This is a genomic window from Halosimplex yunnanense (genome assembly GCF_054504345.1).
On record NZ_JBTJEL010000033.1, the window covers coordinates 117812 to 139316 of the forward strand.

Sequence of the window (21505 nt, forward strand, 5' to 3'; positions counted from 1 at the left end):
CTTCGCCCGGTCAGACGACGATCAGAGGCCGCTGTTCCGCCCGGCCGCCTGACTGACCCCGCCCGCGACGACCAGCATCACACCCGCGACCGCGATCGCCAGTCCACGGCCGGTGATGCCGTTGGGGTCGGCGACGACGCCGAGCAGATCCGGTGACGAGAGCGAGACCTGCGTCGCGACGAGCACCGCTCCGAGCACGGCGAATCCCACACCGAGTATTGCGAGGGTCCGCCAGGGCCGCCGGGCGTACCCGGACTCGGCGAGGATGCCGGCGACGCTGCCTCCGAGCAGGAGGACGCCGCCGACCGCGATGGGGAACACGCCGAGGAAGACGCCCAGCTCCGCGAGGGCGAAGCCCACGGCCACGAGCAACGGCCACGGGCTGGCCGTCCGATACTGGTCAGACAGTCCCGGTTGTTCTTCCATACCCTCGCGTTCGTTCCGACGGGTCATAGGCACACCGGACTCGTCGTCCGCGAGGCGCCCGTCGCATCACTCGATCGAGAGGTCGCGGCGGACCGTGGGCGCAAAGTATTTGGTTCGCATGGGGCTTGTCGTAGACAATGACCACGCGCGCTGTGGAGCAGTTCGCCGAGTGGGAGTCGTCGCCGTTCCGTGACGGGTACCGCGGCCTGCACGACCTCGCCGAGGGGGAGTTTTCGGGGATCGTCGAGGCCGGCGGTGCCAAGCTCTGTATGCTCAACGGCACGGTCGTCGGCATCCTCGACGGCGACATCGACTCGTTCGAGGGCGCGACGGGGACGGCCTACGAGGCCCCCTCGCCGGCGCTCCCGCTACTGGCGCTCATGCAGGAACGCAACGACGAGGTCCGCGCCAAGTACTACTCCGAGGACACGCCGCTCACGGAGGTCGACGACACGCTCTCCGACGGGGGATTCACTGGCTTCGTGGAACTGTCCGAGAACGTCCTCAGCGGCGACTACTACGTCGTCTACCACCGCGGCCGCTCGATGGCCGTCGCGTGGGTGGGCAACAGCGGACAGCTACTCACCGACGACGAGGCCTTCGAACAGGCCGACGACGAGGTCGGCATCTTCCACGTCCGCCCTGCGGAGATCGACCCCGTCGAGATCCCCGATGTCGAACCCGACGACGCGGGCGAGGACGACGTAGGGGCCGGCGGCGTCGCTGGCGACGTGACCGACGAGTCATCCGACACGGGCGACGGGGTCGTCGACGAGAGTTCGTCGGTCGACGATTCCACCGCCGAAGACCCACCGGTCGATACGGACGAGACGGCCGCTCCAGATCGGACAGCGGGGACGGACCGGCCCGCCGCGGACGACTCGACGGACGCAGAGTCGGCCGGGGCAAGTGCCGTGCCGGGCGACGACGACGCGGAGTCACACGCGGGAGCGGACGCCGGCGCCGATCCGACGACGGAGGAGCCGGCGCCCGATTCGGGCGCGGACACGACGACACCGGCCGCGCGCGAAGGAGACGACGCCGTCGAGAGCGGGGCTCAGGAATCGACCGCGCGTGCGTCCGATGAACGATCGCGGTCGGACGACGTCGGTGCCGATACCGATCCAGTCGATACGGACCGAGCAGGGAGCGCGGCGGACGATTCGAGCGACCGGTCTGCTCGTCGGAGCGAGTCGGCTCGGAACAGTCGTCGCGACGACCGCGACGAACCGACCGGGTCCGAACGGGACGGCGTTCGTGACGACGACTCCCGGACCGAGGCGTCGACCGGGCGGGCGCGCGAACGTGATCGGGACGCCAACGACAGTTCGCCGAGTCCGCGTAGAGAGGGGCCGGAAGAACGGGACCGTGACCGGACCGAGCGCTCGACGGAGCCCGACCGCCAACGAAGCCGGACGGAAGGGTCGACAGAACGGGAACCGGACCGCGCTCGCGACCGAACTGACCGTGCCGCGGACACCGACCGTGACCGGACCGATCGGACCGGCCGGTCCACGGAGAACGAGCGCGAACGCAGCGCCCGAACCGAGGGGCCTGCGGAGACCGATGCGGCCGACCGACGCGAGACGAATCGGACGACGGACTCACGGCCGGTCGACCCCGAGCCCGAGACGAGTCCCGAACGAACCGGTTCCGCCGGATCACAGGGTCCGGCGGCCGATACGAACGGCCCGACGGGACAGAGCGCCGGACCGGCCCGAAGTCCCGACGCCGGGGCGAGCGGTGGGGTCGGCGCCAGCTCGAGCGGGACGCCGGAACAGCTGGCGACCCACTCGATCCCGTCGCTTGACCCCGCCAAGACGACGTCGCGGCAGTCCGGGGGCGAATCCTCGTCGGCCTCGGCACGGACCGCGGACGACTCGCCGTCGCGTGGCACGGGCGCTGCTCCGTCGACGTCCGAGGAGCGGCCTCCCAGTTCGACGAACGGGCCGGCGGAGCCGGGCGGCGGTCGGCAGAACGGTCGCCAGGCCGGTCGTGACCGCTCGTCGGCCGACCCGGCGAACAGAGACGCCACGGACAGCCGTCGAGAGCGAGCGAACGGGGACGCGCGGTCGGCCGGCGCAGGGCCCGACACCTCCGACGCCCGGGTCGCCGACCTGGAGGCGGAGCTCGAAGACCGCGAGGCCGAGATCGAGCGGCTCGAAGCGGACCTGGCGAACGCCGAGTCCGAGCGCGACGACCTCCGCGCGGAGCTGGACGCCCTCCGGTCGGAGCGCGACGACCTCCAGTCCCAGCTCGACCGCGTCGAGTCCGAGCGCGACCGCCTCGAAAGCGAACGGGACGAACTCGCGACGGAAGTCGACGACCTCGAAGCCGAGGTCGGCCGGCTCGAATCCCAGCTGGAAGACATCGAGGCCGAGTTCGGCGACGCGGTCGACGCCGAGCGCCGGATGAGCCCGGGCGAGGCGCTCGACCAGACCAACCTCTTCGTCCGGTACGAGTCGAAGGGCGAGGCGACGCTGGAGACGGCCCACGCCGGCGAGGCGACTCGCGAGGAGGTCGCCCAGAACCTCGGGCTCGAATACCACACGCAGTTCGACCGCGACAACGTCTCCGTCGGCGGCCGCCCGTTCGACGAGTTCCTCCGCGAGACGATCCAGTTCCGCTTTGTCACCTGGGTCGTCAACCACCTGCTCTACGAGATCCGGGGCACCGGCAAGGTGGCCGAGCTACAGGCGCTGTACGACGCGATCCCGAAGATCGACCGGGCGGAGCTCAACGGCGTCGTCTCCACGGAGTACACCGAGGACGGTCAGGAGCGGCGCAGCCAGGAGTCGTTCGACGTCGTGATGCGCGACCGGATGGGCAACCCCCTGCTGACCGCGAACATGAACGACTCCCGGCAGGCCGCGAGCGAGAGCATGATGTCCTCGCTGGTCACCGCCTCCTCGCACGTCGGCGAGTCGACGGAGACGCTGGGTGCCTCGTTCCTCGTCACGTCGAGCTTCTTCGAGCCCGGCGCGCTGGAGACGGCCGCGGAGGCGACCAGCGGCGGGCTGCTCAGCCGCGACAAACGCGAGAGCTTCGTCAAGCTCTCGCGCAAGCAGGGGTATCACCTCTGTCTGGTCGAGGCGCGCGAAGAACAGTTCCACCTGGCCGTCCCCGAACTGTAAAACGAAAACCCCCGACCGCAAAATTCCGGTCGCAGAATCAGCTCTCGACTTCGGCCGCTTCCTCGATCTTCATGCCCTCGAGCTTCTCGATGATGTGGTCGATCTTCTCGTCGAGGTCCTCGACGAACTCCCCCGTCTGCTCAGTCGTGATGGCGCCCTGGCTGGACGGCTCGATGAGGTTCTCCTCCTCGAGGACGCGCAGCGAGTAACGCACCTTGTGGTGCGGGTAGCCTGTCTCGTTGGACATCTTCACGATCCCGATCGGCTCGTTCTGTATCACCATCCGCAACACCTGCAGATGGCGCTCCAGCATATCTACTTCCTTCTCAAGTCTGTCTATCATGGCAATTGTTAACTTGTGTTTGAGGGTTTTAAAGGTTGCTGTCGGTCCGGAGAATGCACGACGGCAGGCGGCCGCGTTCGGGCGGTATTTGCCGGTTACCGGCGAACGCGTCTCGAGATCGAACGTTACCCGTGGTAGCAGTTAACGATTCCGGTGACGCCTGCGCGTCGACGCGGGCGAGCGTACGGTGGCGGATGTCGACGGCACGCCGCGGCGGGAAGTGGCGTGCGGTCGCGCGATGGACCGTAATCGGTTTACCCCGGTGGGCGAAATCTCGGGTGTATGACCGTCACCATCGTCGGTTCGCAGCTCGGCGACGAGGGGAAGGGTGGCATCGTCGACGTTTACGGCGAGGACGCCGACGTCGTCGTTCGCTACCAGGGCGGCGACAACGCCGGCCACACCGTCGTCCACGAGGGCGAGGAGTACAAGCTCTCGCTCGTGCCGAGCGGCGCGATCCGCGGCAAGGTCAACGTCCTCGGTAACGGCTGCGTCGTCAACCCGCGCACCCTCTTTGAGGAACTGGACACCCTCCGCGAGCGCGGCCTCGACCCCGACGTGCGCGTCGCCGAACGCGCCCACGTCATCCTGCCGTACCACCGCCTGCTCGACGGCATCGAAGAGGAAGTCAAGAGCGAAGACGACGACGAGATCGGGACCACCGGTCGCGGCATCGGCCCGACCTACGAGGACAAGGCCGGCCGCCGCGGCGTCCGCGTCGGCGACCTGCTCGATCCCGACGTCCTCCGCGAGCGCCTGGAGTACGCCGTCCCGCAGAAGCGCGCGCTCGTCGAAGAGGTCTTCGGCCTCGACGTCGACGACCTCGACGACCCCGAGGCGCTGGACGTCGACGCCCTCTACGAGGAGTTCGCCGAGTACGGCGAGCGCCTCGCCGAGGAAGACATGACCGTCAACGCCGGCAGCTACCTCGCCGACCGGCTGGACGACGGCGCGAACGTCATGTTCGAGGGCGCGCAGGGGACCATCCTCGACATCGACCACGGCAACTACCCGTTCGTCACCTCCTCGAACCCGACGGCAGGTGGCGCCTGCACCGGCAGCGGGCTCGCCCCGAGCGTCGTCGGCGACGGCGAGGTCGTCGGCATCGTCAAGGCGTACCTCTCCCGGGTCGGCAGCGGTCCGATGCCCACCGAACTCGGCGGCGTCCCCGGCGATACGCCCGGCTACGACGGCGACCCCGAGAACCCCCAGACCGAGGAGGAAGAACTGGCCGTCCACATCCGGGAGGCCGGCGGCGAGTACGGCACCGTCACGGGCCGACCCCGTCGCGTCGGCTGGCTCGACGTGCCGATGCTCCGTCACGCCGCGCGCGCGAACGGCTTCACCGGCCTCGCGGTCAACCACGTCGACACCCTCGCGGGCCTCGACGAGGTGAAGGTCGGCCACACGTACACGCTCGACGGCGAGGAGATCCGCACTATGCCCGCTACGACCGAGCAGTGGGCCGACTGCGAGGCGAACATGCGGACCTTCGAGGGCTGGGACGAGTGCGACTGGGCCGAAGTCGCCGCCGAGGGCTACGAGGCCCTGCCCGAGAACGCACGGACGTACCTCGAATACCTCGAATCCGAACTCGACGCCCGCGTCTACGCCGTCGGCGTCGGTCCCGGCCGCTCGGAGACCGTCGTCCGCGAGAACCCCTTCTGAGGCGCCGACCCGACCGCCGTCGGCTCCGCAAATATTTCGATCCCCGAAACGCTCTTGGGTGATCTCCTCGCACGTGTGAATGCGTAACAATACCACAGTACTGCGTGTCGCGGATCGGTGCGCTGGCAGCGCGAGCGGTTGTCCCACAGCGAGGTCACAGTGTCAGCACACGACTCAGAGCCGATACGACGGAGCATCGAGGTCGAATACTGGGTGATCGACGGCGACGGCCGGCTGGCCGAACCGGGGTCGCTCGTCGAGGCGTCCGCGGGCGCCGAACGCGAGTTCGTCGAGCCGCTGCTGGAGATCAAGACCACACCCTGCGAGTCGACGGCGGAACTGCGGGCGGAACTGTACGGTCGGATCGAATCGGTACTTGACCGTGCCGAGGAAGTCGGAAAGGGACTCGTCCCGCTGGCGACGCCCGTAAACGCCGGTGAGATCGCCGAGCGACCGAGCGATCGGACGCGAGTGCAGAACAGGGTCGTCGGCGAGGACTTCGAGTACGTCCGTCACTGCGCGGGGACGCACGTCCACGTCGAGCAACAGCTCGGGCTGGCGGTCGACCAGCTGAACGCCTTTGTCGCGCTCGACCCCGCGCTCGCGCTGGTCAACTCCTCGCCGTACTTCCGCGGGGGACGCCTCGCTGCGGGCGCACGCTCGAAGCTCTACCGCTGGATGGCCTACGACGACGTCCCCCACCAGGGGCGGCTGTGGTCGTACATCGACGACGCCGAGGAGTGGACGCGCCGGATAGAACGCCGCTACGAGGCGTTCGAGACGGCCGCGATGGAAGCCGGCGTGAACCGCCACCGCGTCGCGTCGAACTTCGACCCCGAGAGCGCCGTGTGGACGCCCGTACAGTTCCGGGAGGAGTTCTCGACCGTCGAGTGGCGCTCGCCCGACACCGCCCTCCCGAGCGACGTGGTGCGCCTGGCGGACCGACTCGCGGCCCTCGTCGCCCACCTCGAGGACGCGGAGGTCCGCATCGAGGGCGAGGAGGGGCGGGTGACCGACGAGACGGTCGTGCTCCCGGAGTTCGACGCGGTCATCGAGTACGTCAACGAGGCGATCCGCGACGGAGTCTCCTCCGGGCGCGTCCGTTCGTACCTCGACCGCATGGGCTTCGACGTGGACGCGTACGGCCCGATCGCACACGAACTCGACGGCGCGGCACCGGTCTCTCGGGAGCGGGCGCGTGAGATCCGGCTGGACCACGCCGCCCGGCTGGAAGCGGACGTGCGACGATCGAAGACGGTCGCCGACGACTGAGACGCCGTCGCGTCCGGGTGAACGGCCGTTCGCCGTCGATACTGGCCCGCGTCGGACCGCCGCCCGGACCCGTCCGGCACGCTTTTTTGCCACCGTTCCGGAGTGAGAGCCATGAAGGAGGATCTGATGGACATCATCTGCTGCCCGCTCGACAAGCACGACCTCGAACTCGACGTGAGCGAGCGCGACGGCGAGGAGATCATCTCCGGGACGCTCACCTGCACCGAGTGCGGCGAGACATACCCCATCGAGGACGGTATCCCGAACCTGCTCCCGCCGGACATGCGCGAGGAAGCGCCGGCCTGAAGCGGGAGCACGGTTCCACACCGGGCAGACAGTCCGACGGCGCCGGTCGGCCAGCGGCTGCGAATCGCCGGTGCGACCCGTTCCTGACGGTCGATCGGCCTGAACCTTTTTCTACCGTCCACGCCGACTGGCGGGTGTGCCCGAGGATCCGTTGCCCGTCCACGTCAACCGCGAGCAGCTCCACGCGCTGGAGGTGCCCGACCGGTACGAGGCGGACGGGTCGTTCGACGTCGCCGTGATCAACCACGGCCAGTCGGTCCACGTCCATCTCCACCTCGACGACGACCTCTCGGAGATCGCCACCGTCGAGGCCAGCAACCACTTCGTCGACGGCGAGAGCCAGCGGATCGTCCACGTCGCGGTCGACGGCGAGGGCGAGGCCACCGGGACGCTCAAAGTCGCCGCCGCCTACGGCGCCGAGACCCGCTACGTCACCGTCCACATCACCGAACCCGAGGAGGAAAACCGGACCGTCGAGGTCGACGAGTCGCTCTCGGAGCCACAGCCCAGAGAGCCGGAATCCGGCGGTGACGGCGGCGCGCTCGCGGCGGCCGCCGGGAAACCGGAAGTCCTCGTCCTCGCGCTCGGCCTCGTTGCGCTCGCCGCGGCGGTGGCCATCGCGATCGTGATCGACGACGTCGTCGTGGTCGGCGGCGCGCTGGCCGTGCTCGTCGGCGTCCTCGCCGCCGTCTACATCGTCCTCACCGGCTGACCGTCGTCGGCAGAAAGCGGAGCCGGCGTCACTGCCTGTTTTCTATCAGTCGCTCGCTTCTTCGGCCGCCTCGTCCGCGTCGGCGTCGGACCCGCTGTCCGCGGCGCCGTCGTGGCCCTCGCCGGATTCGTCCGGTTCGGTCGGCACGCCGTCGAGGTTGCCCTCCTCGTCGAAGCGCTTCGCGCGGAGGAAGCGGGTGCGGTAGCGGTTGGCTCCGTCGTAGACGTCCGCCTCGCGGATCTCCTCGGTGCGGCCGTCGGCGACGGCGTCGATGATCTCCTCGATCTGCTCTTTCTCGCTCGGGGTGAGTTCGAACTCGTAGGTGCGGGACTGCTCGCCTTCGAGTTTCGTCCAGCGGCGCGCGGCGGAGACGACGACCGAGCAGGGCTCCCGACAGGGGAACTCCCCGTCGCCACCGTCGACGTCGAGGTCGGTCTCCTCGTCGTACTGCCACTCCCGGCGCTTGAGACACTGCGAGTCGACGCAGCAGGATTCGGCAACCCAGTCGACGTGTTCGTGGCCTTCGCCGCGGTCCCAGGTCTCGATGACGCCGTAGATGCCGCTCTGGCGGCTCATCGTCTCGCGCCAGTGGGAGACGTCGAGTTCGCCCTCGCGCTCGCGGTGCCAGTTGGCGACCGTCGCCGGGTAGAAACTGTCCACCGCGCGGACGGCTTCCTCGGCCCCGAGGTCGGGGAAGCGCCAGCCCGTCCGGAGCGTGGGGGCGGTCTTCAGCGGGCGGAACCGCTCGCGGTCGTCGAGCTTGGCGATCTGTCGGGCGTCGAGCGGGTCCTCGTGGTCTTCCAGCGCGTCGCCGGCTTCGTCGGCGTCGTCGACGTGACGGATCTCGTAGCGACGGGACCCGGCGTCGTCGACCGTGATGGTGACGCGGAGCTGTCCCCACTCGCGGGAGATCCCCGTCGCCAGCCCGTCGTAGCGGTCGCCGACGCGGCGGTCGTCGGCGCCTTCGAGCCAGCGGAGGAACGCCCAGCGGTCCTCGGCCTGTGGCGCTTGGGCGTGCCAGAAGTACCAGTTCGTGACGTGGGCGGCGTACTCCGCTGCGGCGTCCGCGAGGGCGTCCTCGTGGACCACGCGCTTCGAGCCCTCGTCCGTGGCGAGGACGTAGCCGTCGCCCTCGGTCTCGGCCGCGAACCCGTCGAACTCGATGCCGTCCTCGGCGGCCTCCGCGAGTGCGTCCACCTGCTCCCGCTCCACCTGCGCGGCGTTCATGTCCGGAGCGATGGACTGTATCCGAATAAGTTGTCCGCCTGCGGCAGGCGGCGGACGCTTCCAGCGCGCCGTAGGCGCTCAGTCGACACGCGGCGACGACCCCGTCCCGACCGGAAAGCGTATGCCCTCGTCGAACAGAACCGCGAGTCATGCAGCAGCGCCCTCCACGCACACAGCAGTTCCCTCCGCGCACACGGCAGCGCTCCCCACGCGACGCAACCGCGAACCGCGGGTGATCCCCGATGGAGTGGGAGACCGACCGCGGGCTGACGGTCAGGATGGGCGTCGCCCTGGCGCTCGTGGCCGTCCTGCCCGTCGCGTTCGTCTACGCGTTCGTCTTTGCGTTCAACACGGTCGGCGTCGAACTGCTCGCGTGGGCCACCGACGACCCGTGGAACGGCCGCTTCTACGTGAACCCGCTGGCCGTCCTCGGGGCGGTCGCCGCCGGGTTCGCCGCGCAGTTCTTCCTCGGGGACCCGGTGGCGCTCCGCTCGGTCGACGCCCGCCGGGTCGACCGCGACTCCCGTCCCGACCTCGTCGGCCGCGTCGAGCGCCTCGCGCAGATCGCCGACGCGCCGGCGCCCAACGTGGCGGTCAGCCGCTCGTCGGTCCCGAACGCCTTCGCCATCGGCGTTCGCCCCTCGAAGGCGACGGTCGTCGTCACCGAGGGGCTGCTGGACGCGCTCGACGACGACGAGCTCGACGCCGTCCTCGCACACGAACTCGCCCACGTGCGCAACCGCGACGTAGCGGTCATGTCGCTCTCGTATTTCCTGCCGTCGCTCACGTACCTCATCGCCATCGCCGCCTTCTACGTGCTCAAGGGCGTCTTCCACCTCGGCGCCGGCCTCGACGACGTGGACGGCGACGGCGCGAAGGGGGTCGTCGTGGCCATCGTCGTCCTCGTCGTGAGCGCGGTGGTGACGCTGACCATCTCCGTCATGTTCTGGGTGGCGAGCTTCCTCCTCTTCCGGGTCCTCTCGCAGTACCGGGAACACGCGGCCGACCGCGGGGCTGCCGCTATCACAGGCGACCCGGCCGCGCTCGCCTCGGCGCTGCGAACGATCGACGACGAGATGAGCGACGCGCCCGACCGCGACCTCCGCGAGATCGACGGCGGCCTCGAAGCGCTGTACGTCGCGCCGGTCGACACCTACCAGTTCGACGCCGACAGGGACCTCCTGTCGAGCGACATCTTCCCGGCGACGCACCCGCCGACCGAGGAGCGGATCGAGCGCCTGCAGGAGATGGCGGGTGAGCGGGCGTGACCACCCGGCGGCGGTTCCTCCGGTCACTCGCGGCGGTCGGTCTCGGTAGCGGTCTCGCTGGTTGCGGCTACCGCCCGGGCGGCGGTGATCCGCGCTGGCGGACGAGCCACGGCGGCGGCGTGTACAGCGACGATCTGGTCGGCGTCGTCGACGGCTTGCTCTACGGCGTCGCCGAATCGAGCCGCGGCTTCGATTTCGACACCCACGAGTGGACCACCGGCAGTAGCGTCGCCGCCTACGATACCGGCGACGGCGAGGAGCGACTCGACCTGGACTTCGACGCCGAGATCGCGGCGCACGCGCTCGGCGACCGCGGGCTGGCGGTCGGATTCGAGGGCGAGCAGAGCGCGGACGACGAGGACAGTGAAAGTGAGAGCGAGGGGACGAGCGACCCCGAAGTCGCGCGCGTGACCGCCGACGGCGTCCAGTGGCGAGCGACCGTGGATGGACCGATCGCCGCGATCGCGGCGGCGCCCCGGCGGGCCTACGCGCTGGATCGAGACGCGCGGCTCGTCGCGTGCGCCGACGGCTCGGCCGTCTGGACGGTGGATCTGCCGGGTGCGGAGAACAGGGACGGCGACCGCGACGGCCGCCGCTGGTTCGCCGTCGCGGCCGACGCGGACGCGGTCGTCGCCGCGACAGAGGTGGCGGTCGCGGGATTCGCGCCGGACGGCGAGCGGCGCTGGAGTCGCCGCGACGTGGACCCGCCCGAGTCACTCGTCGTCTCCGACGGGCTGGCGCTCGTCTGGGGAGACCGGGACCTGATCGCGGTCGACGCGGCGAACGGCGAGACGCGCTGGCGGCTGGCCGGTGAGGCCGAGTCGCTCGCGTTCACCGCGGACGGCGGCTACCGCGTCGGCGACGACGAACTCGTCGCGTTCGACGAGGCGGGAGAACGGCGGTGGTCGGCCGGCGCGGGCAGCTACCCCGAATCGTACCGTGGTCGGGTGGCCGCGGACGCCGAGGGAGTTTACGCGCGGCGCGGGCGTTCCCTCGCGGCTCACGACCCTGCCGACGGGAGCGTCCGCTGGTCGGTGGAGTACGACAGAATCTCCGCGGGGCCGTTCGTCGCCGACGGCGGTGTGCTCGTCGCCGCCGACGGCGAGATGGTGTGCCACTACGCGACCGACCGCTTCTAGGTCAGTCGTCGGCCGGTTCCGCGCCGCTCGTCTCGGCGCGCACCCGCTCGACGGCGTCGGCCACGTCGGCGCCGGCGTCGGCCGCGCGTTCGAGCAGCACGTCGGCCATCAGCGGTTCGGTGCCGACCGCGCCGGAGTACCAGATCCGGTGGCCGTCCACTTCGGCGGGGGTGTCCCAGCCTTTGCGGTAGTCGTCGGTCAGCCCCATGTCCTCGGGGATGTCCTCCTGGGTGTGGTAGCCGTCGGCGACGAACAGGGGGACCACCACGACGTCGTCGCTCTCGAAGAAGTCGGTCACGTCGTCGACCTCGGGATCCTCGTCCATGAACAGCGCCTTCACCTCGTCGAACCGACCCATCTCGTCGATGCGGTCGGCGTGGTACTCGATGGCCTTCGCGGAGTTCTCGTTGCGCTCGGTACCGTGGCCGACGACGGCGAGGCCGAACCCCTCGCCCACGTCGGGGTCGCCGGTCACCGATTCGGCGCGCTGGACGATGACGTCGCTCATCGCCTCGTGCGTGCCGACCGGGCCGCAGTAGTGGACCGTCTTGTCCACGTCGGTCGCCCGGAGCGTCGCGTGCGTGGCGCTCGTGCCGTCGGAGTCCCAGGCGTCGGGGTCCCAGTCTTCGAGGCGCAGTTCGCGGGGGATGACCTCTTCGGTGAAATACCCCTCCGAGATGAACAGGGGAACGACGTACACCTCGTCGCTCTCGACGGTGCGGAGCACCTCGCGGAAAGAGGGCTCCTCCTTCCAGAACGACTCCCGGACTTCGTCGAACGCGCCAGTTGCGCGGATTGTATCGGCGTGGTCGAACGTCGGCGCACTCGACCCGGCGGAGAGGTGCGACCCGTGGGCGACGATGACGAGCGCTTCCATACCCACGGCTAGGGAAAACTCCCCCATAGGGGTGTCGTTGGTCTTCTGCAATCGAGAGCGGCCCACGAGCGCCGCCCGACGACGGTCGACCCGTCACCTCCGGGAGATTTTTCGCACCCCGCGTCCATCCGCAGGGTATGACGCTCGCCGCGGACACCCGCGAGGCCGTTCGCCGCCACCCGTTCCTCTACGACGCGCTCCGGGCCGGCGTGGTCAACTACAGCGCCGCCGCCCGCTTCCTCGACGTCGACGGCGAAACCGACGCGGTCGTCGCCGCGCTCCGCCGCTTCTCCGAGGACCTCTCCGACTACGAGCGCCCCGGGAGCGACCCGCCGGTGAGCATGCAGAGCGGCCTCGGCGAGGGCGACTCCGCCGACGCGCTGCTCGCGGTCGGCGACCTCGCAATCGTGCCTGATTCCGGATCGCTGACCGCTATCACGGCGGGCGGCGACGCCGACGCGGCAGCGCTCCGGCAGGTTCTCGGTCGCCTGGAGACCGCCGAGGTGCCCGTCGAGGCGGCCGCCGTCGGTGGCGGCTCGCTGGTGGTCGTGGTCGGACGCCGGGACGGGCCGGACGCGGTGCGGGCGGTCGAGGACGCGCTTTCGGAGTGAACCGGTCTCGGGGTGAGTGTGTCACGGTGCGACGGGTATCCGACGCATTGAAGCGCCGGGCGGCGTAGCTTCCGGTAATGACGCTTCAGGTGACGAACACGCTCACGGGCGAGCGCGAGGCGTTCGAGCCGGTGAACGACGACGAAGTCCTGCTCTATCTCTGCGGCCTCACCACCTCGGACCCCGCCCACGTCGGCCACGCCCGGACGTGGACCCACACCGACGTGATCCACCGGTGGCTGGCGTACCTCGGTTACGACGTGCGCCACGTCGAGAACTTCACCGACGTCAACGAGAAGATCGTCGCCCGCGTCGGCGAAGCCGGCGACGACGAGGCCGACGTCGCCCGCCACTACACCCAGTCGTTTATCGAGGACATGCGCGCGCTGAACCTCAAGCGCGCGGACGTCTACCCCCGCGTCTCCGAACACATCGACGACATCGTGTCGATGGTCGAGACGCTCGTCGAGGAGGGCTACGCCTACGAGTCCAACGGCTCGGTCTACTTCGACGTGACCGCCGACGACGACTACGGCAAGCTCTCGAACCAGGACGTAGCGGAGGCCGAAGCGCAGGGCGACGAGGACGAACGCGCCGAGAAGCGCCACCCAGCCGACTTCGCGCTGTGGAAGGCCGGCGGCGTCGACCCCGAGGAGATCGAGCAGCACCAGCACGAGGGGGCCGCCCCGGCCGAGGAAGCGGTCCAGCAGGCACAGACCTGGGACTCGCCGTGGGGGGAGGGCCGGCCCGGCTGGCACATCGAGTGCTCGGCGATGTCGACCACCCACCTCGGCGAGACCTTCGACGTCCACGTCGCCGGCTCCGATCTGGTCTTCCCGCACAACGAGAACGAGATCGCCCAGAGCGAGTGCGCCACCGGCGAGCAGTTCGCCAACTACTGGCTCCACACGGGGATGGTTCAGGTGGCCGACGAGAAGATGAGTTCGAGCCTGCAGAACTTCACGACCGCACGGGCGGCCATCGAGGAGTTCGGCGTCGACGTGCTCCGGACCTTCTTCGTCTCGACGGTCTACTCGGCGGACCCGACGTTCTCCGAGGAGACACTCGCCGAGGCCGAGGAGCGCTGGGAGCGACTCGAACGGGGCTACGAGCGCGCCGTCGAGGCCGCCGACAGCGTCGACGCCGTCGCGAAGGCCGTCGACGAGGACCTCCGCGAGACGGTCGAGGCGACCCGCGAGGACTTCGAGGCGGCCATGAACGACGACTTCAACACGCGCGAGGCGATGGCCGCGCTCCTCGAACTCGCTTCGGCCGTTCACGCCCACGTCGACGACCGCGACCGCTACGACTTCCCCGCACTCAAGCGATCCATCGACGCCTTCGAGGAACTCGGCGGCGACGTGTTCGGCCTCTCGTTCGGCGCCGGATCCAGCGGCGAGGTCCGCGTCGCCGAGGACCTAGTCGAACTCGTCCTCGACCTCCGCGAGCGCGAGCGCGAGTCGGGCAACTACGAGCGCGCCGACGAACTACGCGACAGCCTCGACGAGATCGGCGTCGAGGTCGAGGACAGCGACGACGGACCGACCTACCGCTTCGAGTGATCCCACCGGCCGGAGCGGTCTCGTCGGGTTTATCTCCCCGCACCGTCACGTCTCGCTATGTCACGACCCCGCGATTTCGCAGTCGCCCTCGCCGTGGTCCTCGCCGTCGCGGGCGGGGGCTGCGTCGGCTTCCTGACCGGGAGCCAGCCCTACGAGTTCGCCGCCAACGCCACCGAAGTCGACGACTCGACGCTGGAGTCGACGGAGTACCGACTCGCGAGCAGCGACTCGCCTAACCGGACGCTGAACGTCTCGGCGGGCGGGCAGAGTCGCGAGGTGACCATCTCTAGCGAGGTGCGGCAGTACAACCGGACGGTCAGTCTCGCGCCGGAGGTCGAGGGGCCGTTCGCGCGCTTCTCGGTCTACACGACGCCGGCCGCGACGGTCGCCGGGCAGTCTGTCAACCCCGTCGACGAGTGGTCGGCCGACCGCCTCGTTCGACAGCTGGTGAGTTCGACCTCCGGGCTGTCGAACGTCCAGTTCGAGTCCAACCGGACCGTCGAGTTCCTCGGCGAGGACAGGACGGTTTCGGCGTACAGCGCCCGCCAGACCATGGGCGGCGTGGAGACGAACGTCACGATCCACCTCGCCATCGCCGAACACGACGGTGACAACGTGGTCGCCGTCGCCCTCCACCCCGAGCGCGTCGACGAGCGCTCGCGCGTGGACGAACTCCTCGCGGGCCTGCGACATCCGCCGGCGTAACGCAGCCGTCGATTTACCGCCGCCGCCCGCTCACCGCCGAAGAACGTTATCCGCCGCCGCCAGCGACGCCGGTCCCGATGGCGGCGCCGCAGTCGTCGCACGCGGCGACGTAGAACCGTTTTGCCGACCTGAAGATGCCGGCCATCTTCGCGTCCATGTCGACAAACTCCACGTCGGAGGCGTCGACGATCTCCGCCTCACATTCAGGGCAGTGCACCATAGTCGAGCCGTCCCGCGGGGACGGTAAGTGTCTTGTCCCGGTTCGGAGCGCGACGAGCCCTCAGTCGGCGCTCGATCCGCGGTGGACTGCCGGTCGACGGGCCATTTCGCCGGCAGTCGTCGCCTACGCTTTTCACGTTCGGGGTCATCGAGCGGGATATGAATGTCCAGCTCACACTCGGTCTCGGGCTGACCGCGCTCGGCCTCCTCGGCTACGCGGTCGGTATCGGGACGGCCTACCCGGGGCGCGCGTTCGCCGTGACCGCGGTCATGGTCGGGCTCACGCTGGCGGTTATCGGCCGGTCGTCCGGCCCGGAGGCGTCGCCGTGATATCCGCGCTTGTCTACCGCTCGGAGGAGGTCACCGAATACGACGATCTCACGGAGGCGAACGCCGCACAGGGGACGACCTGGGTCCACGCCGCCGAGGCCGATCAGGCGGAGATGGATCAGATCGCCGAGTGCTTCGGGCTACACCCGCTCACGGTCGAGGACATCCGGAACGACGTCCGTCCGAAGACCGAGGAGTACGACGCGTACACGTTCGTCCTCCTCAAGCGGGCGATGCTGCGCCGCGGCGAGACTTCCTTCGACGAAGAGATCGAAGACGCGCCGATCGGCGTGTTCATCGGCGACGACTGGGTCGTCTCGATGACGCCCGACAGCGCCGAGCCGATCGAACGGGTCCGCCGCGCCGTCGACTCCGGCGACGAACGGCTGCTCCACCGCGGTCCCGACTTCACCGCCTACCGGATCATCGACGTCGTCGTCGACGAGTACTTCACGCTGCTGGACACCATCGAGGACGACATCGAGGCCGTCGAGGACGACGTGACCACCTCGACGGAGATCGACACCCTCGAGGAGATAAACAGCGTCCGCCGGGAGCTGCTCTCCTTTCGCAAGCTCGCCTGGCCGACCCGCGAGGCCGTCGGCGTCCTCGCCCGGGGCGACCCGAAACAGGTCCAGGAGGACACCGAGAAGTACTACCGCGACGTCTACGACCACCTCGTCCAGCTCGTCGACCTCACCGAGACCTACCGCGATCTGGCCTCCGGCGCCCGTGACATCTACCTCAACACCCTCGCCCAGTCGACCAACGAGGTGATGAAGATCTTGACCGTCGTCGCGACCATCTTCATCCCGCTCACGTTCGTCGTCGGCGTCTACGGCATGAATTTCGACCCCGCTGCGAGCGCCTACAACATGCCCGAACTCGGGTGGGACTTCGGGTACCCCGCAGTCATGATCGGGATGCTGGCGGTCGCGCTGATCATGGTCTCTTACTTCCGCCGACAGGGCTACGTCTAAAGGAAGCGAACTGGTGCGGTCGGCTTCGCGCCGACCCGACGCGGCGATTGCCCGTCAGAAGAAGCCGAGGCCGAACCCGAGCAGCCCGAGGATGTAGATCGTCCCGACGATGATGATCCCGATAACGACGAGCCGCCAGGCCATCGACAGCAGGAAGCGACCGATCAGGATGATCGCCGCGAGCAGGACGAGGACGCCGAGGATGCCGACGGGCTGTGTGAGGATCTCCAGACCGGACTGGAGGGCCACTGCACTGAGCATGCCAGTTACTCGCCTCCCCGTCACCATAAGCTTCCGGGACCGTCGGACGAGCGGTCGACGGACGGGCGGCCAACAGAGGGACGGCCAACAGACGGGTAGCCGAAGTGCGGACGGGAGAAGCGCTACTCCTCGTCGGCGGGTTCCGGCGAGAGCTCGCCGGACTCGACCATCGCTTCCAGCGGATTGTCGTCGACGGTAAGCGGGAGGTCCACGCGGCCGTGCCGACGCGAGGACTCCCACGCGGCGAAGATGACCTCGGTCACCGCGAGCGCCCGCCGGGCCGAGAACTCGGGTTCGACGCCGTCGCGCAGGCAGTCGACGACGTGGTCGATGGCCGGCGGGACGGCCGCGGTCTCGGCGTCGGCGACCAGCGTCTCCCAGTCGCCGCCGTCCTGGCGGACGCGCGCCTGTTCGTCCGCCCACGGCGTGATCTCGATGACGCCGTCGGTGCCGTGGAGGCGGTGGCGGACGGCCTCGCCGACGCCGTCCGCGCCGTACCCGGTGGTCGCGATACCCTGAACCCCGTTCTCGTAGGCCCACTGGACGAGGCCCTGGTTCTCGTTGTGGGCGCCGTACTTGACGTACTCCTCGCGGTAGTCGATCTGGCCGATGACCCACTCGACCGGCGACTCGCCGGCGTACATGTGCGCGAGGTCGACGTGGTGCGTCCCGTTGTCCAGCAGCGTACTCGTCGACACCTCCACCCGCTGGAGGTCGCCGATGGCCCCGCTCTCCAGGGCAAGTTTCGGCTCGCGCCACACCGGCGAGAACCGGCGCTGGTGGTTGAAGGTGAGCTGTACGTCCCGGCGGTTCGCCTCCTGAGCCATCAACCGGGCGTCGCCCCAGGTCGTCGCCATCGGCTTCTCGCAGTGGATCGCCTCGGGGACGCCGCTGTGGATGCAATCGAGTACGATATCGGCGTGGGTCGGCACCGGCGTCGAGATCGAGACGATGTCGGGTTCGACGACCTCCAGCATCCGTTCGTAGTCTTCGAAGATCCCGTCTTCGGCGACGTCGAATTCGTCGGCGAACGCCGCGACGTTCTCGCGGACGATGTCGGCCGCGGCGACGATGTCACAGTCGTCGCGGTCGCGGTACCCTTCGGCGTGGCGGTAGGCCATCGCCGCGCTCTCGCCCCAGACGGGGTTCTCGGGCTCCGGGCCGGTCCCGATGAACGCGATATCGTATCCCATACCCTCGCGTTGCGGCGGTCGTACAAAAGTCTCGGGCTCGCGGCGGCGGATGCCGGCCCCTGTGCTCCCGACCGGCGACGCACCAGCGAATCGCGCCCGGATCCGTGGACTAAAAGTCCGCCCGTTTGACGTAGTGGGTATGGTACGCACTGCCATCAACCTCTACTCGGTCCGCAACCTCGACCTCCCGATGGACGAGATCCTCGAACGCTGTGCGGCGGCCGGCTACGACGGCGTCCAGTTCTCCGGGGAGTTCGGTGGACTCTCCGCCGACGAACTCGCGGCGAAGCTCGACGAACTCGGGCTGGACGTGACGGCCGCGCACGTGGACCTCGATAAGATGGAGGCCGACGCGGCCAGCGTCGTCGAGAAACACGAGACCATCGGCTCGGACGGCGCGGTCGTCCCGTGGCTCGGCGCCGAACACTTCGAGTCCCGCGATGCCGCCGAGGACACCGCCGAGCGACTGGAGAACGTCGCCGCGAACCTGGCCGACCACGACTTCCCGCTGCACTACCACAACCACGACCACGAGTTCGTCGCGTTCGACGATACCAACGGCTACGAGGTGTTCGCCGAGTCGTGTAGCCTCCTGCTCGAACCGGACGTGGGCTGGATCGAGACGGCCGGCCACGACCCCGTCGAACTGCTCGAACGGTACGGCGACCGGATCGAGATCGTCCACATGAAAGACATGGACGACGGCGACTTCTGTGAGATCGGCGAGGGCGACGTGGACATGCAGGCCTGCGCCGACACCGCCCGGGACGTCGGCGCCGAGTGGCTCGTCTACGAACACGACCAGCCCGAGGATCCCGCCGCCTCGATCGACCACGGCGCGCAGTTCCTCGACGGGCTGTAGCTCGGCGGCCGAGGACCCGGCGTCGTCGTGTCCTTCCACGGCCGAATCGCCGCTGGAGCGGACTGATACTCGGCGCAGAACGATTAAGGGGGGCCGTTTCCCAATCCGTGGTATGACACGGGCAGGCGGTCGTCGAGTCGTCGTCGTGATCGCGCTTCTCGTCCTCGCCGGCGCGGGCGCCGGATCGGGCGTCGTGGCTGCCGATACGAACGGTGAATCCACTGGAGCGGTCGCTGAAACCGCGGCGGTCGCATCGGCGGGCAACGGATCCGACGGTGGACACGGGAGATTCGCCGCGGAAAGCGGTGCGTTCGCCGGCGGACACGCGGCCTTTGCCGCTGACACCGTCGGCCCCAGGGCACCGAGCGCCGAGGCTACCGCGTCGGTCACCGAGGCGGGCGGGAGTGCCTCGGCGGTCGCCACCGACGACGTGTTCGACGCCGCGACGGCGAACATCACGGCCGCCCAGGAGTTCCGGCTGACGCCGGAGACGCGCGGCGAGATCACCGTCGTCCAGCGCTACCGGGTCCCCGAGCGCGTGGCGGCGCTGAAACCGCGCCTCCCCGAAGACGCGACCGTCACCGGAACGGAGGGCTTCTCGCGAGGCGAGGGAACGGTCTACGAGTGGGACGGCAACACCACGGAGCCGCGGATCACCTTCACGATGCGGGTCAACGAGACGCGGGACCTCGCCGGTCCCGAAGGCGCCCGCGGGCGCTACCTCTTCGTCGACGCCGGCGAGTGGGCGCTGTTCCGCAAGCCGTCGATCCCGACCAGCTGGTCGTGGCGCGGCGCGGAACCGATCGGGATCTCCCGTGAGTCGACCGCCGCGGGACCGGGCCACGTCGGCCAGTGGATCGTCTACATGGGCAGCGTCGAGACCCACGAGCGGCGAGCCAACGGCCAGCACTTCCGGCTGGTGGTCCCGGACCGCGCGTCGCTCGAGGAGTCGCCCGAAGCGATCCTCGACACGCTCGCGGCCTCCTCGGACCAACTCCGTGTCGGCGACCGGGACGAGGACGTGGTCGCGTTCGCCGCGCCGACGACGAGCGTCGAGTGGGGGGTGCGCGGCCTGCAGTACGGTGACAGGGACATGTGGGTGCGCGACGCCGAACCGCTCGCGACCCCGGAGAACACGTGGATCCACGAGTACGTCCACACCCGGCAGGACTTCGACGCGAACGCCTCGGCACGGTGGATGACCGAGGCCTTTGCCACCTACTACGCGGCGCTTTTGGCGATGGAACAGGGTCACGCGAACTACGACGGGTTCCGGGACGTGCTTCGCCAGGGGACCAACCGACCGCAGTCCGACGCCGTCCTCAGCGATCCGTCGACGTGGGCCAACGCCGCCAACTACCTGAAAGGCGGGCTCGTCGCGGCCGACCTCGACCGACGGATCCGGCTGGCGACCGACCAGTCGCGGTCGCTACAGGCCGTCTTCTCAGCCATGAACGGCCACCCGGGAGCGGTCGACCACCGGGCGATATTCGAGTCGGTCGGGACCGTCGCCGACCCGTCGGTCCGCCAGGCGGGCGTCACCTTCGCGAGTACCGAGCGGACGCCGGATCTGTGGTCGAAAGCGGCCCACCGCGAGGCGTTCGGGTCGACGCCGGCCCGGATCGAGATCGGACTCTCGACCGACGCCGACGCGCTCGCCGTGGCCGGCCCCTACCGGAACGCCACCCTCGATCGCTCCGACCCCGCGCTGTTCGCCGGCGAGACGCTGCGGGTCACCGGTGTCGCGGCGAACACCGGTGACGCCACCGGCGAGTACGAGGCCCGGTTCGTCGTCGACGATCGGGTCGTCGACAGCGAATCGGGAACGGTCCGCCCCGGCGAACGCGCGTCGCACACGTTCGAGCGGACCTTCACCGAGACCGGCGAGCACACGGTCGCCGTCGGAGGCGACGAGGTGACCGTGGAAGTACACGACCCCGCGTCGACGACCGTGACCGGATTCGCGGCGAACCGGACCAGCCTCTCGTCGCCCGGCGCGGTGACGTTCACCGCCACCGTCTCGAACACGCACGCCGTCCCCGCACGCGGCAACGTCACAGTTCGCGGACCCGACGGGCCGATCATCGACCGGACGGTCTCGCTGGGCTCCGGCGAGAACCGGACCCTCTCGGGCGTCGCTCGCCTCGACCGCGGCGAGTACGAGTTCACCGTCGGCGATGCCGACACCCTGACCGTGACCGTCGGACAGACCGGCGGCGGCGCGAACGGGAACGGTGCGAGTGGCGACGGTCAGAACGGCGGCGACGGTGGGAACGGCGACGGGAGCACCGGCTTCGGTCCCGGATTCGGACCTCTGACCGCGCTCCTTGCCGTCCTCGCGACGATGGCGCTCCTCGGTCACAGGCGGGACTGAGCGAGCGTCGAGCGTCAAAATAACCGAGCGGTGGCG

The 21505-nt window shown here is 69.4% G+C and carries 21 protein-coding genes; 14 read left to right on the forward strand and 7 right to left on the reverse strand.

Annotated features, from left to right (window positions below; translation table 11 throughout):
* Positions 1–21: 21 nt before the first annotated feature.
* Positions 22–426: a DUF7541 family protein gene (locus tag AB2U09_RS09300; RefSeq protein ID WP_459192439.1), complete on the reverse strand. Its 405-nt coding sequence runs from the start codon at positions 424–426 to the stop codon at positions 22–24.
* A 137-nt stretch (positions 427–563) separates the two neighbouring features.
* On the opposite strand from AB2U09_RS09300, the gene AB2U09_RS09305 reads away from it, so the two are divergent.
* Positions 564–3560: a DUF7527 domain-containing protein gene (locus AB2U09_RS09305; RefSeq protein WP_459192440.1), complete on the forward strand. Its 2997-nt coding sequence runs from the start codon at positions 564–566 to the stop codon at positions 3558–3560.
* Between the two features lie 37 nt (positions 3561–3597).
* Here AB2U09_RS09305 and AB2U09_RS09310 read toward each other — a convergent pair whose 3' ends face one another.
* Positions 3598–3903 (reverse strand): hypothetical protein, encoded by a 306-nt coding sequence (locus AB2U09_RS09310; RefSeq protein ID WP_459192441.1) that lies wholly within the window; start codon positions 3901–3903, stop codon positions 3598–3600.
* Positions 3904–4185: 282 nt separating this feature from the next.
* On the opposite strand from AB2U09_RS09310, the gene AB2U09_RS09315 reads away from it, so the two are divergent.
* The 4 genes from AB2U09_RS09315 (at position 4186) to AB2U09_RS09330 (ending at position 7861) form a co-directional block, all read left to right on the forward strand.
* Positions 4186–5571, forward strand: coding sequence for an adenylosuccinate synthase (locus AB2U09_RS09315; RefSeq protein WP_459192442.1), 1386 nt, complete (start codon positions 4186–4188; stop codon positions 5569–5571).
* Between the two features lie 159 nt (positions 5572–5730).
* Complete coding sequence (locus AB2U09_RS09320; RefSeq protein ID WP_459192443.1) at positions 5731–6843, forward strand: glutamate-cysteine ligase family protein; 1113 nt, start codon at positions 5731–5733, stop codon at positions 6841–6843.
* Between the two features lie 111 nt (positions 6844–6954).
* The gene (locus AB2U09_RS09325; RefSeq protein WP_459192444.1) at positions 6955–7149 is read left to right on the forward strand and encodes a methytransferase partner Trm112; all 195 of its coding nucleotides are present in this window, start codon (positions 6955–6957) and stop codon (positions 7147–7149) included.
* 136 nt (positions 7150–7285) lie between these two features.
* Positions 7286–7861 (forward strand): DUF7524 family protein, encoded by a 576-nt coding sequence (locus AB2U09_RS09330; RefSeq protein WP_459192445.1) that lies wholly within the window; start codon positions 7286–7288, stop codon positions 7859–7861.
* A 45-nt stretch (positions 7862–7906) separates the two neighbouring features.
* Here AB2U09_RS09330 and AB2U09_RS09335 read toward each other — a convergent pair whose 3' ends face one another.
* Entirely contained in the window at positions 7907–9088 is a 1182-nt protein-coding gene (locus AB2U09_RS09335; RefSeq protein WP_459192446.1) for a DR2241 family protein, read from the reverse strand.
* A gap of 242 nt (positions 9089–9330) precedes the next feature.
* Here AB2U09_RS09335 and AB2U09_RS09340 point away from each other — a divergent pair, with 242 nt between their 5' ends.
* Both AB2U09_RS09340 and AB2U09_RS09345 read left to right on the forward strand, forming a co-directional pair.
* On the forward strand, positions 9331–10356 hold the full coding sequence (locus AB2U09_RS09340; RefSeq protein ID WP_459192447.1) for a M48 family metalloprotease: 1026 nt from the start codon (positions 9331–9333) through the stop codon (positions 10354–10356).
* Complete coding sequence (locus AB2U09_RS09345; RefSeq protein ID WP_459192448.1) at positions 10353–11495, forward strand: outer membrane protein assembly factor BamB family protein; 1143 nt, start codon at positions 10353–10355, stop codon at positions 11493–11495. The genes AB2U09_RS09340 and AB2U09_RS09345 overlap by 4 nt, the downstream gene beginning before the upstream one ends.
* A 1-nt stretch (position 11496) precedes the next feature.
* Here the strand turns inward: AB2U09_RS09345 and AB2U09_RS09350 are convergent, their stop codons facing one another.
* Positions 11497–12372 carry a CbiX/SirB N-terminal domain-containing protein gene (locus AB2U09_RS09350; RefSeq protein ID WP_459192449.1) on the reverse strand — a complete coding sequence of 292 codons (876 nt, stop codon included), beginning with the start codon at positions 12370–12372 and terminating at the stop codon, positions 11497–11499.
* Between the two features lie 137 nt (positions 12373–12509).
* On the opposite strand from AB2U09_RS09350, the gene AB2U09_RS09355 reads away from it, so the two are divergent.
* The 3 genes from AB2U09_RS09355 to AB2U09_RS09365 all read left to right on the forward strand — a co-directional run bounded on the left by AB2U09_RS09355 (position 12510) and on the right by AB2U09_RS09365 (position 15250).
* Entirely contained in the window at positions 12510–12983 is a 474-nt protein-coding gene (locus AB2U09_RS09355; RefSeq protein ID WP_459192450.1) for a DUF7523 family protein, read from the forward strand.
* Positions 12984–13060: 77 nt separating this feature from the next.
* The gene (cysS, locus tag AB2U09_RS09360) at positions 13061–14545 is read left to right on the forward strand and encodes a cysteine--tRNA ligase (RefSeq protein ID WP_459192451.1); all 1485 of its coding nucleotides are present in this window, start codon (positions 13061–13063) and stop codon (positions 14543–14545) included.
* 57 nt (positions 14546–14602) lie between these two features.
* Positions 14603–15250, forward strand: a complete 648-nt coding sequence (locus tag AB2U09_RS09365) for a DUF6517 family protein (protein WP_459192452.1) — start codon at positions 14603–14605, stop codon at positions 15248–15250.
* Positions 15251–15296: 46 nt separating this feature from the next.
* On the opposite strand, the gene AB2U09_RS09370 is transcribed toward AB2U09_RS09365, so the two are convergent.
* Positions 15297–15470 (reverse strand): hypothetical protein, encoded by a 174-nt coding sequence (locus AB2U09_RS09370; protein WP_459192453.1) that lies wholly within the window; start codon positions 15468–15470, stop codon positions 15297–15299.
* Between the two features lie 158 nt (positions 15471–15628).
* On the opposite strand from AB2U09_RS09370, the gene AB2U09_RS09375 reads away from it, so the two are divergent.
* A complete protein-coding gene (locus tag AB2U09_RS09375; RefSeq protein ID WP_459192454.1) occupies positions 15629–15799 on the forward strand; it encodes a hypothetical protein in 171 nt (56 codons plus the stop codon).
* Positions 15796–16779, forward strand: a complete 984-nt coding sequence (gene corA / locus AB2U09_RS09380; RefSeq protein WP_459192455.1) for a magnesium/cobalt transporter CorA — start codon at positions 15796–15798, stop codon at positions 16777–16779. The genes AB2U09_RS09375 and corA overlap by 4 nt, the downstream gene beginning before the upstream one ends.
* A 54-nt stretch (positions 16780–16833) precedes the next feature.
* On the opposite strand, the gene AB2U09_RS09385 is transcribed toward corA, so the two are convergent.
* Both AB2U09_RS09385 and AB2U09_RS09390 read right to left on the reverse strand, forming a co-directional pair.
* On the reverse strand, positions 16834–17040 hold the full coding sequence (locus AB2U09_RS09385) for a DUF8029 family protein (protein ID WP_459192456.1): 207 nt from the start codon (positions 17038–17040) through the stop codon (positions 16834–16836).
* A gap of 122 nt (positions 17041–17162) precedes the next feature.
* Positions 17163–18233: a Gfo/Idh/MocA family protein gene (locus AB2U09_RS09390; RefSeq protein ID WP_459192457.1), complete on the reverse strand. Its 1071-nt coding sequence runs from the start codon at positions 18231–18233 to the stop codon at positions 17163–17165.
* Between the two features lie 139 nt (positions 18234–18372).
* Here AB2U09_RS09390 and AB2U09_RS09395 point away from each other — a divergent pair, with 139 nt between their 5' ends.
* Entirely contained in the window at positions 18373–19095 is a 723-nt protein-coding gene (locus AB2U09_RS09395) for a sugar phosphate isomerase/epimerase family protein (RefSeq protein WP_459192458.1), read from the forward strand.
* Positions 19096–19207: 112 nt separating this feature from the next.
* Complete coding sequence (locus AB2U09_RS09400) at positions 19208–21469, forward strand: hypothetical protein (protein ID WP_459192459.1); 2262 nt, start codon at positions 19208–19210, stop codon at positions 21467–21469.
* The last annotated feature ends 36 nt before the right edge of the window (positions 21470–21505 follow it).

What these genes read in the sequence shown, in the direction of transcription:
- AB2U09_RS09300 (WP_459192439.1), bottom strand. Translation starts at nt 426, where the DNA reads ATGGAAGAACAACCGGGACTGTCTGACCAGTATCGGACGGCCAGCCCG.
- AB2U09_RS09305 (WP_459192440.1), top strand. Translation starts at nt 564, where the DNA reads ATGACCACGCGCGCTGTGGAGCAGTTCGCCGAGTGGGAGTCGTCGCCG.
- AB2U09_RS09310 (WP_459192441.1), bottom strand. Translation starts at nt 3,903, where the DNA reads ATGATAGACAGACTTGAGAAGGAAGTAGATATGCTGGAGCGCCATCTG.
- AB2U09_RS09315 (WP_459192442.1), top strand. Translation starts at nt 4,186, where the DNA reads ATGACCGTCACCATCGTCGGTTCGCAGCTCGGCGACGAGGGGAAGGGT.
- AB2U09_RS09325 (WP_459192444.1), top strand. Translation starts at nt 6,955, where the DNA reads ATGAAGGAGGATCTGATGGACATCATCTGCTGCCCGCTCGACAAGCAC.
- AB2U09_RS09335 (WP_459192446.1), bottom strand. Translation starts at nt 9,088, where the DNA reads ATGAACGCCGCGCAGGTGGAGCGGGAGCAGGTGGACGCACTCGCGGAG.
- AB2U09_RS09340 (WP_459192447.1), top strand. Translation starts at nt 9,331, where the DNA reads ATGGAGTGGGAGACCGACCGCGGGCTGACGGTCAGGATGGGCGTCGCC.
- AB2U09_RS09350 (WP_459192449.1), bottom strand. Translation starts at nt 12,372, where the DNA reads ATGGAAGCGCTCGTCATCGTCGCCCACGGGTCGCACCTCTCCGCCGGG.
- AB2U09_RS09355 (WP_459192450.1), top strand. Translation starts at nt 12,510, where the DNA reads ATGACGCTCGCCGCGGACACCCGCGAGGCCGTTCGCCGCCACCCGTTC.
- cysS (WP_459192451.1), top strand. Translation starts at nt 13,061, where the DNA reads ATGACGCTTCAGGTGACGAACACGCTCACGGGCGAGCGCGAGGCGTTC.
- AB2U09_RS09365 (WP_459192452.1), top strand. Translation starts at nt 14,603, where the DNA reads ATGTCACGACCCCGCGATTTCGCAGTCGCCCTCGCCGTGGTCCTCGCC.
- AB2U09_RS09370 (WP_459192453.1), bottom strand. Translation starts at nt 15,470, where the DNA reads ATGGTGCACTGCCCTGAATGTGAGGCGGAGATCGTCGACGCCTCCGAC.
- AB2U09_RS09375 (WP_459192454.1), top strand. Translation starts at nt 15,629, where the DNA reads ATGAATGTCCAGCTCACACTCGGTCTCGGGCTGACCGCGCTCGGCCTC.
- AB2U09_RS09385 (WP_459192456.1), bottom strand. Translation starts at nt 17,040, where the DNA reads ATGCTCAGTGCAGTGGCCCTCCAGTCCGGTCTGGAGATCCTCACACAG.
- AB2U09_RS09390 (WP_459192457.1), bottom strand. Translation starts at nt 18,233, where the DNA reads ATGGGATACGATATCGCGTTCATCGGGACCGGCCCGGAGCCCGAGAAC.
- AB2U09_RS09395 (WP_459192458.1), top strand. Translation starts at nt 18,373, where the DNA reads ATGGTACGCACTGCCATCAACCTCTACTCGGTCCGCAACCTCGACCTC.
- AB2U09_RS09400 (WP_459192459.1), top strand. Translation starts at nt 19,208, where the DNA reads ATGACACGGGCAGGCGGTCGTCGAGTCGTCGTCGTGATCGCGCTTCTC.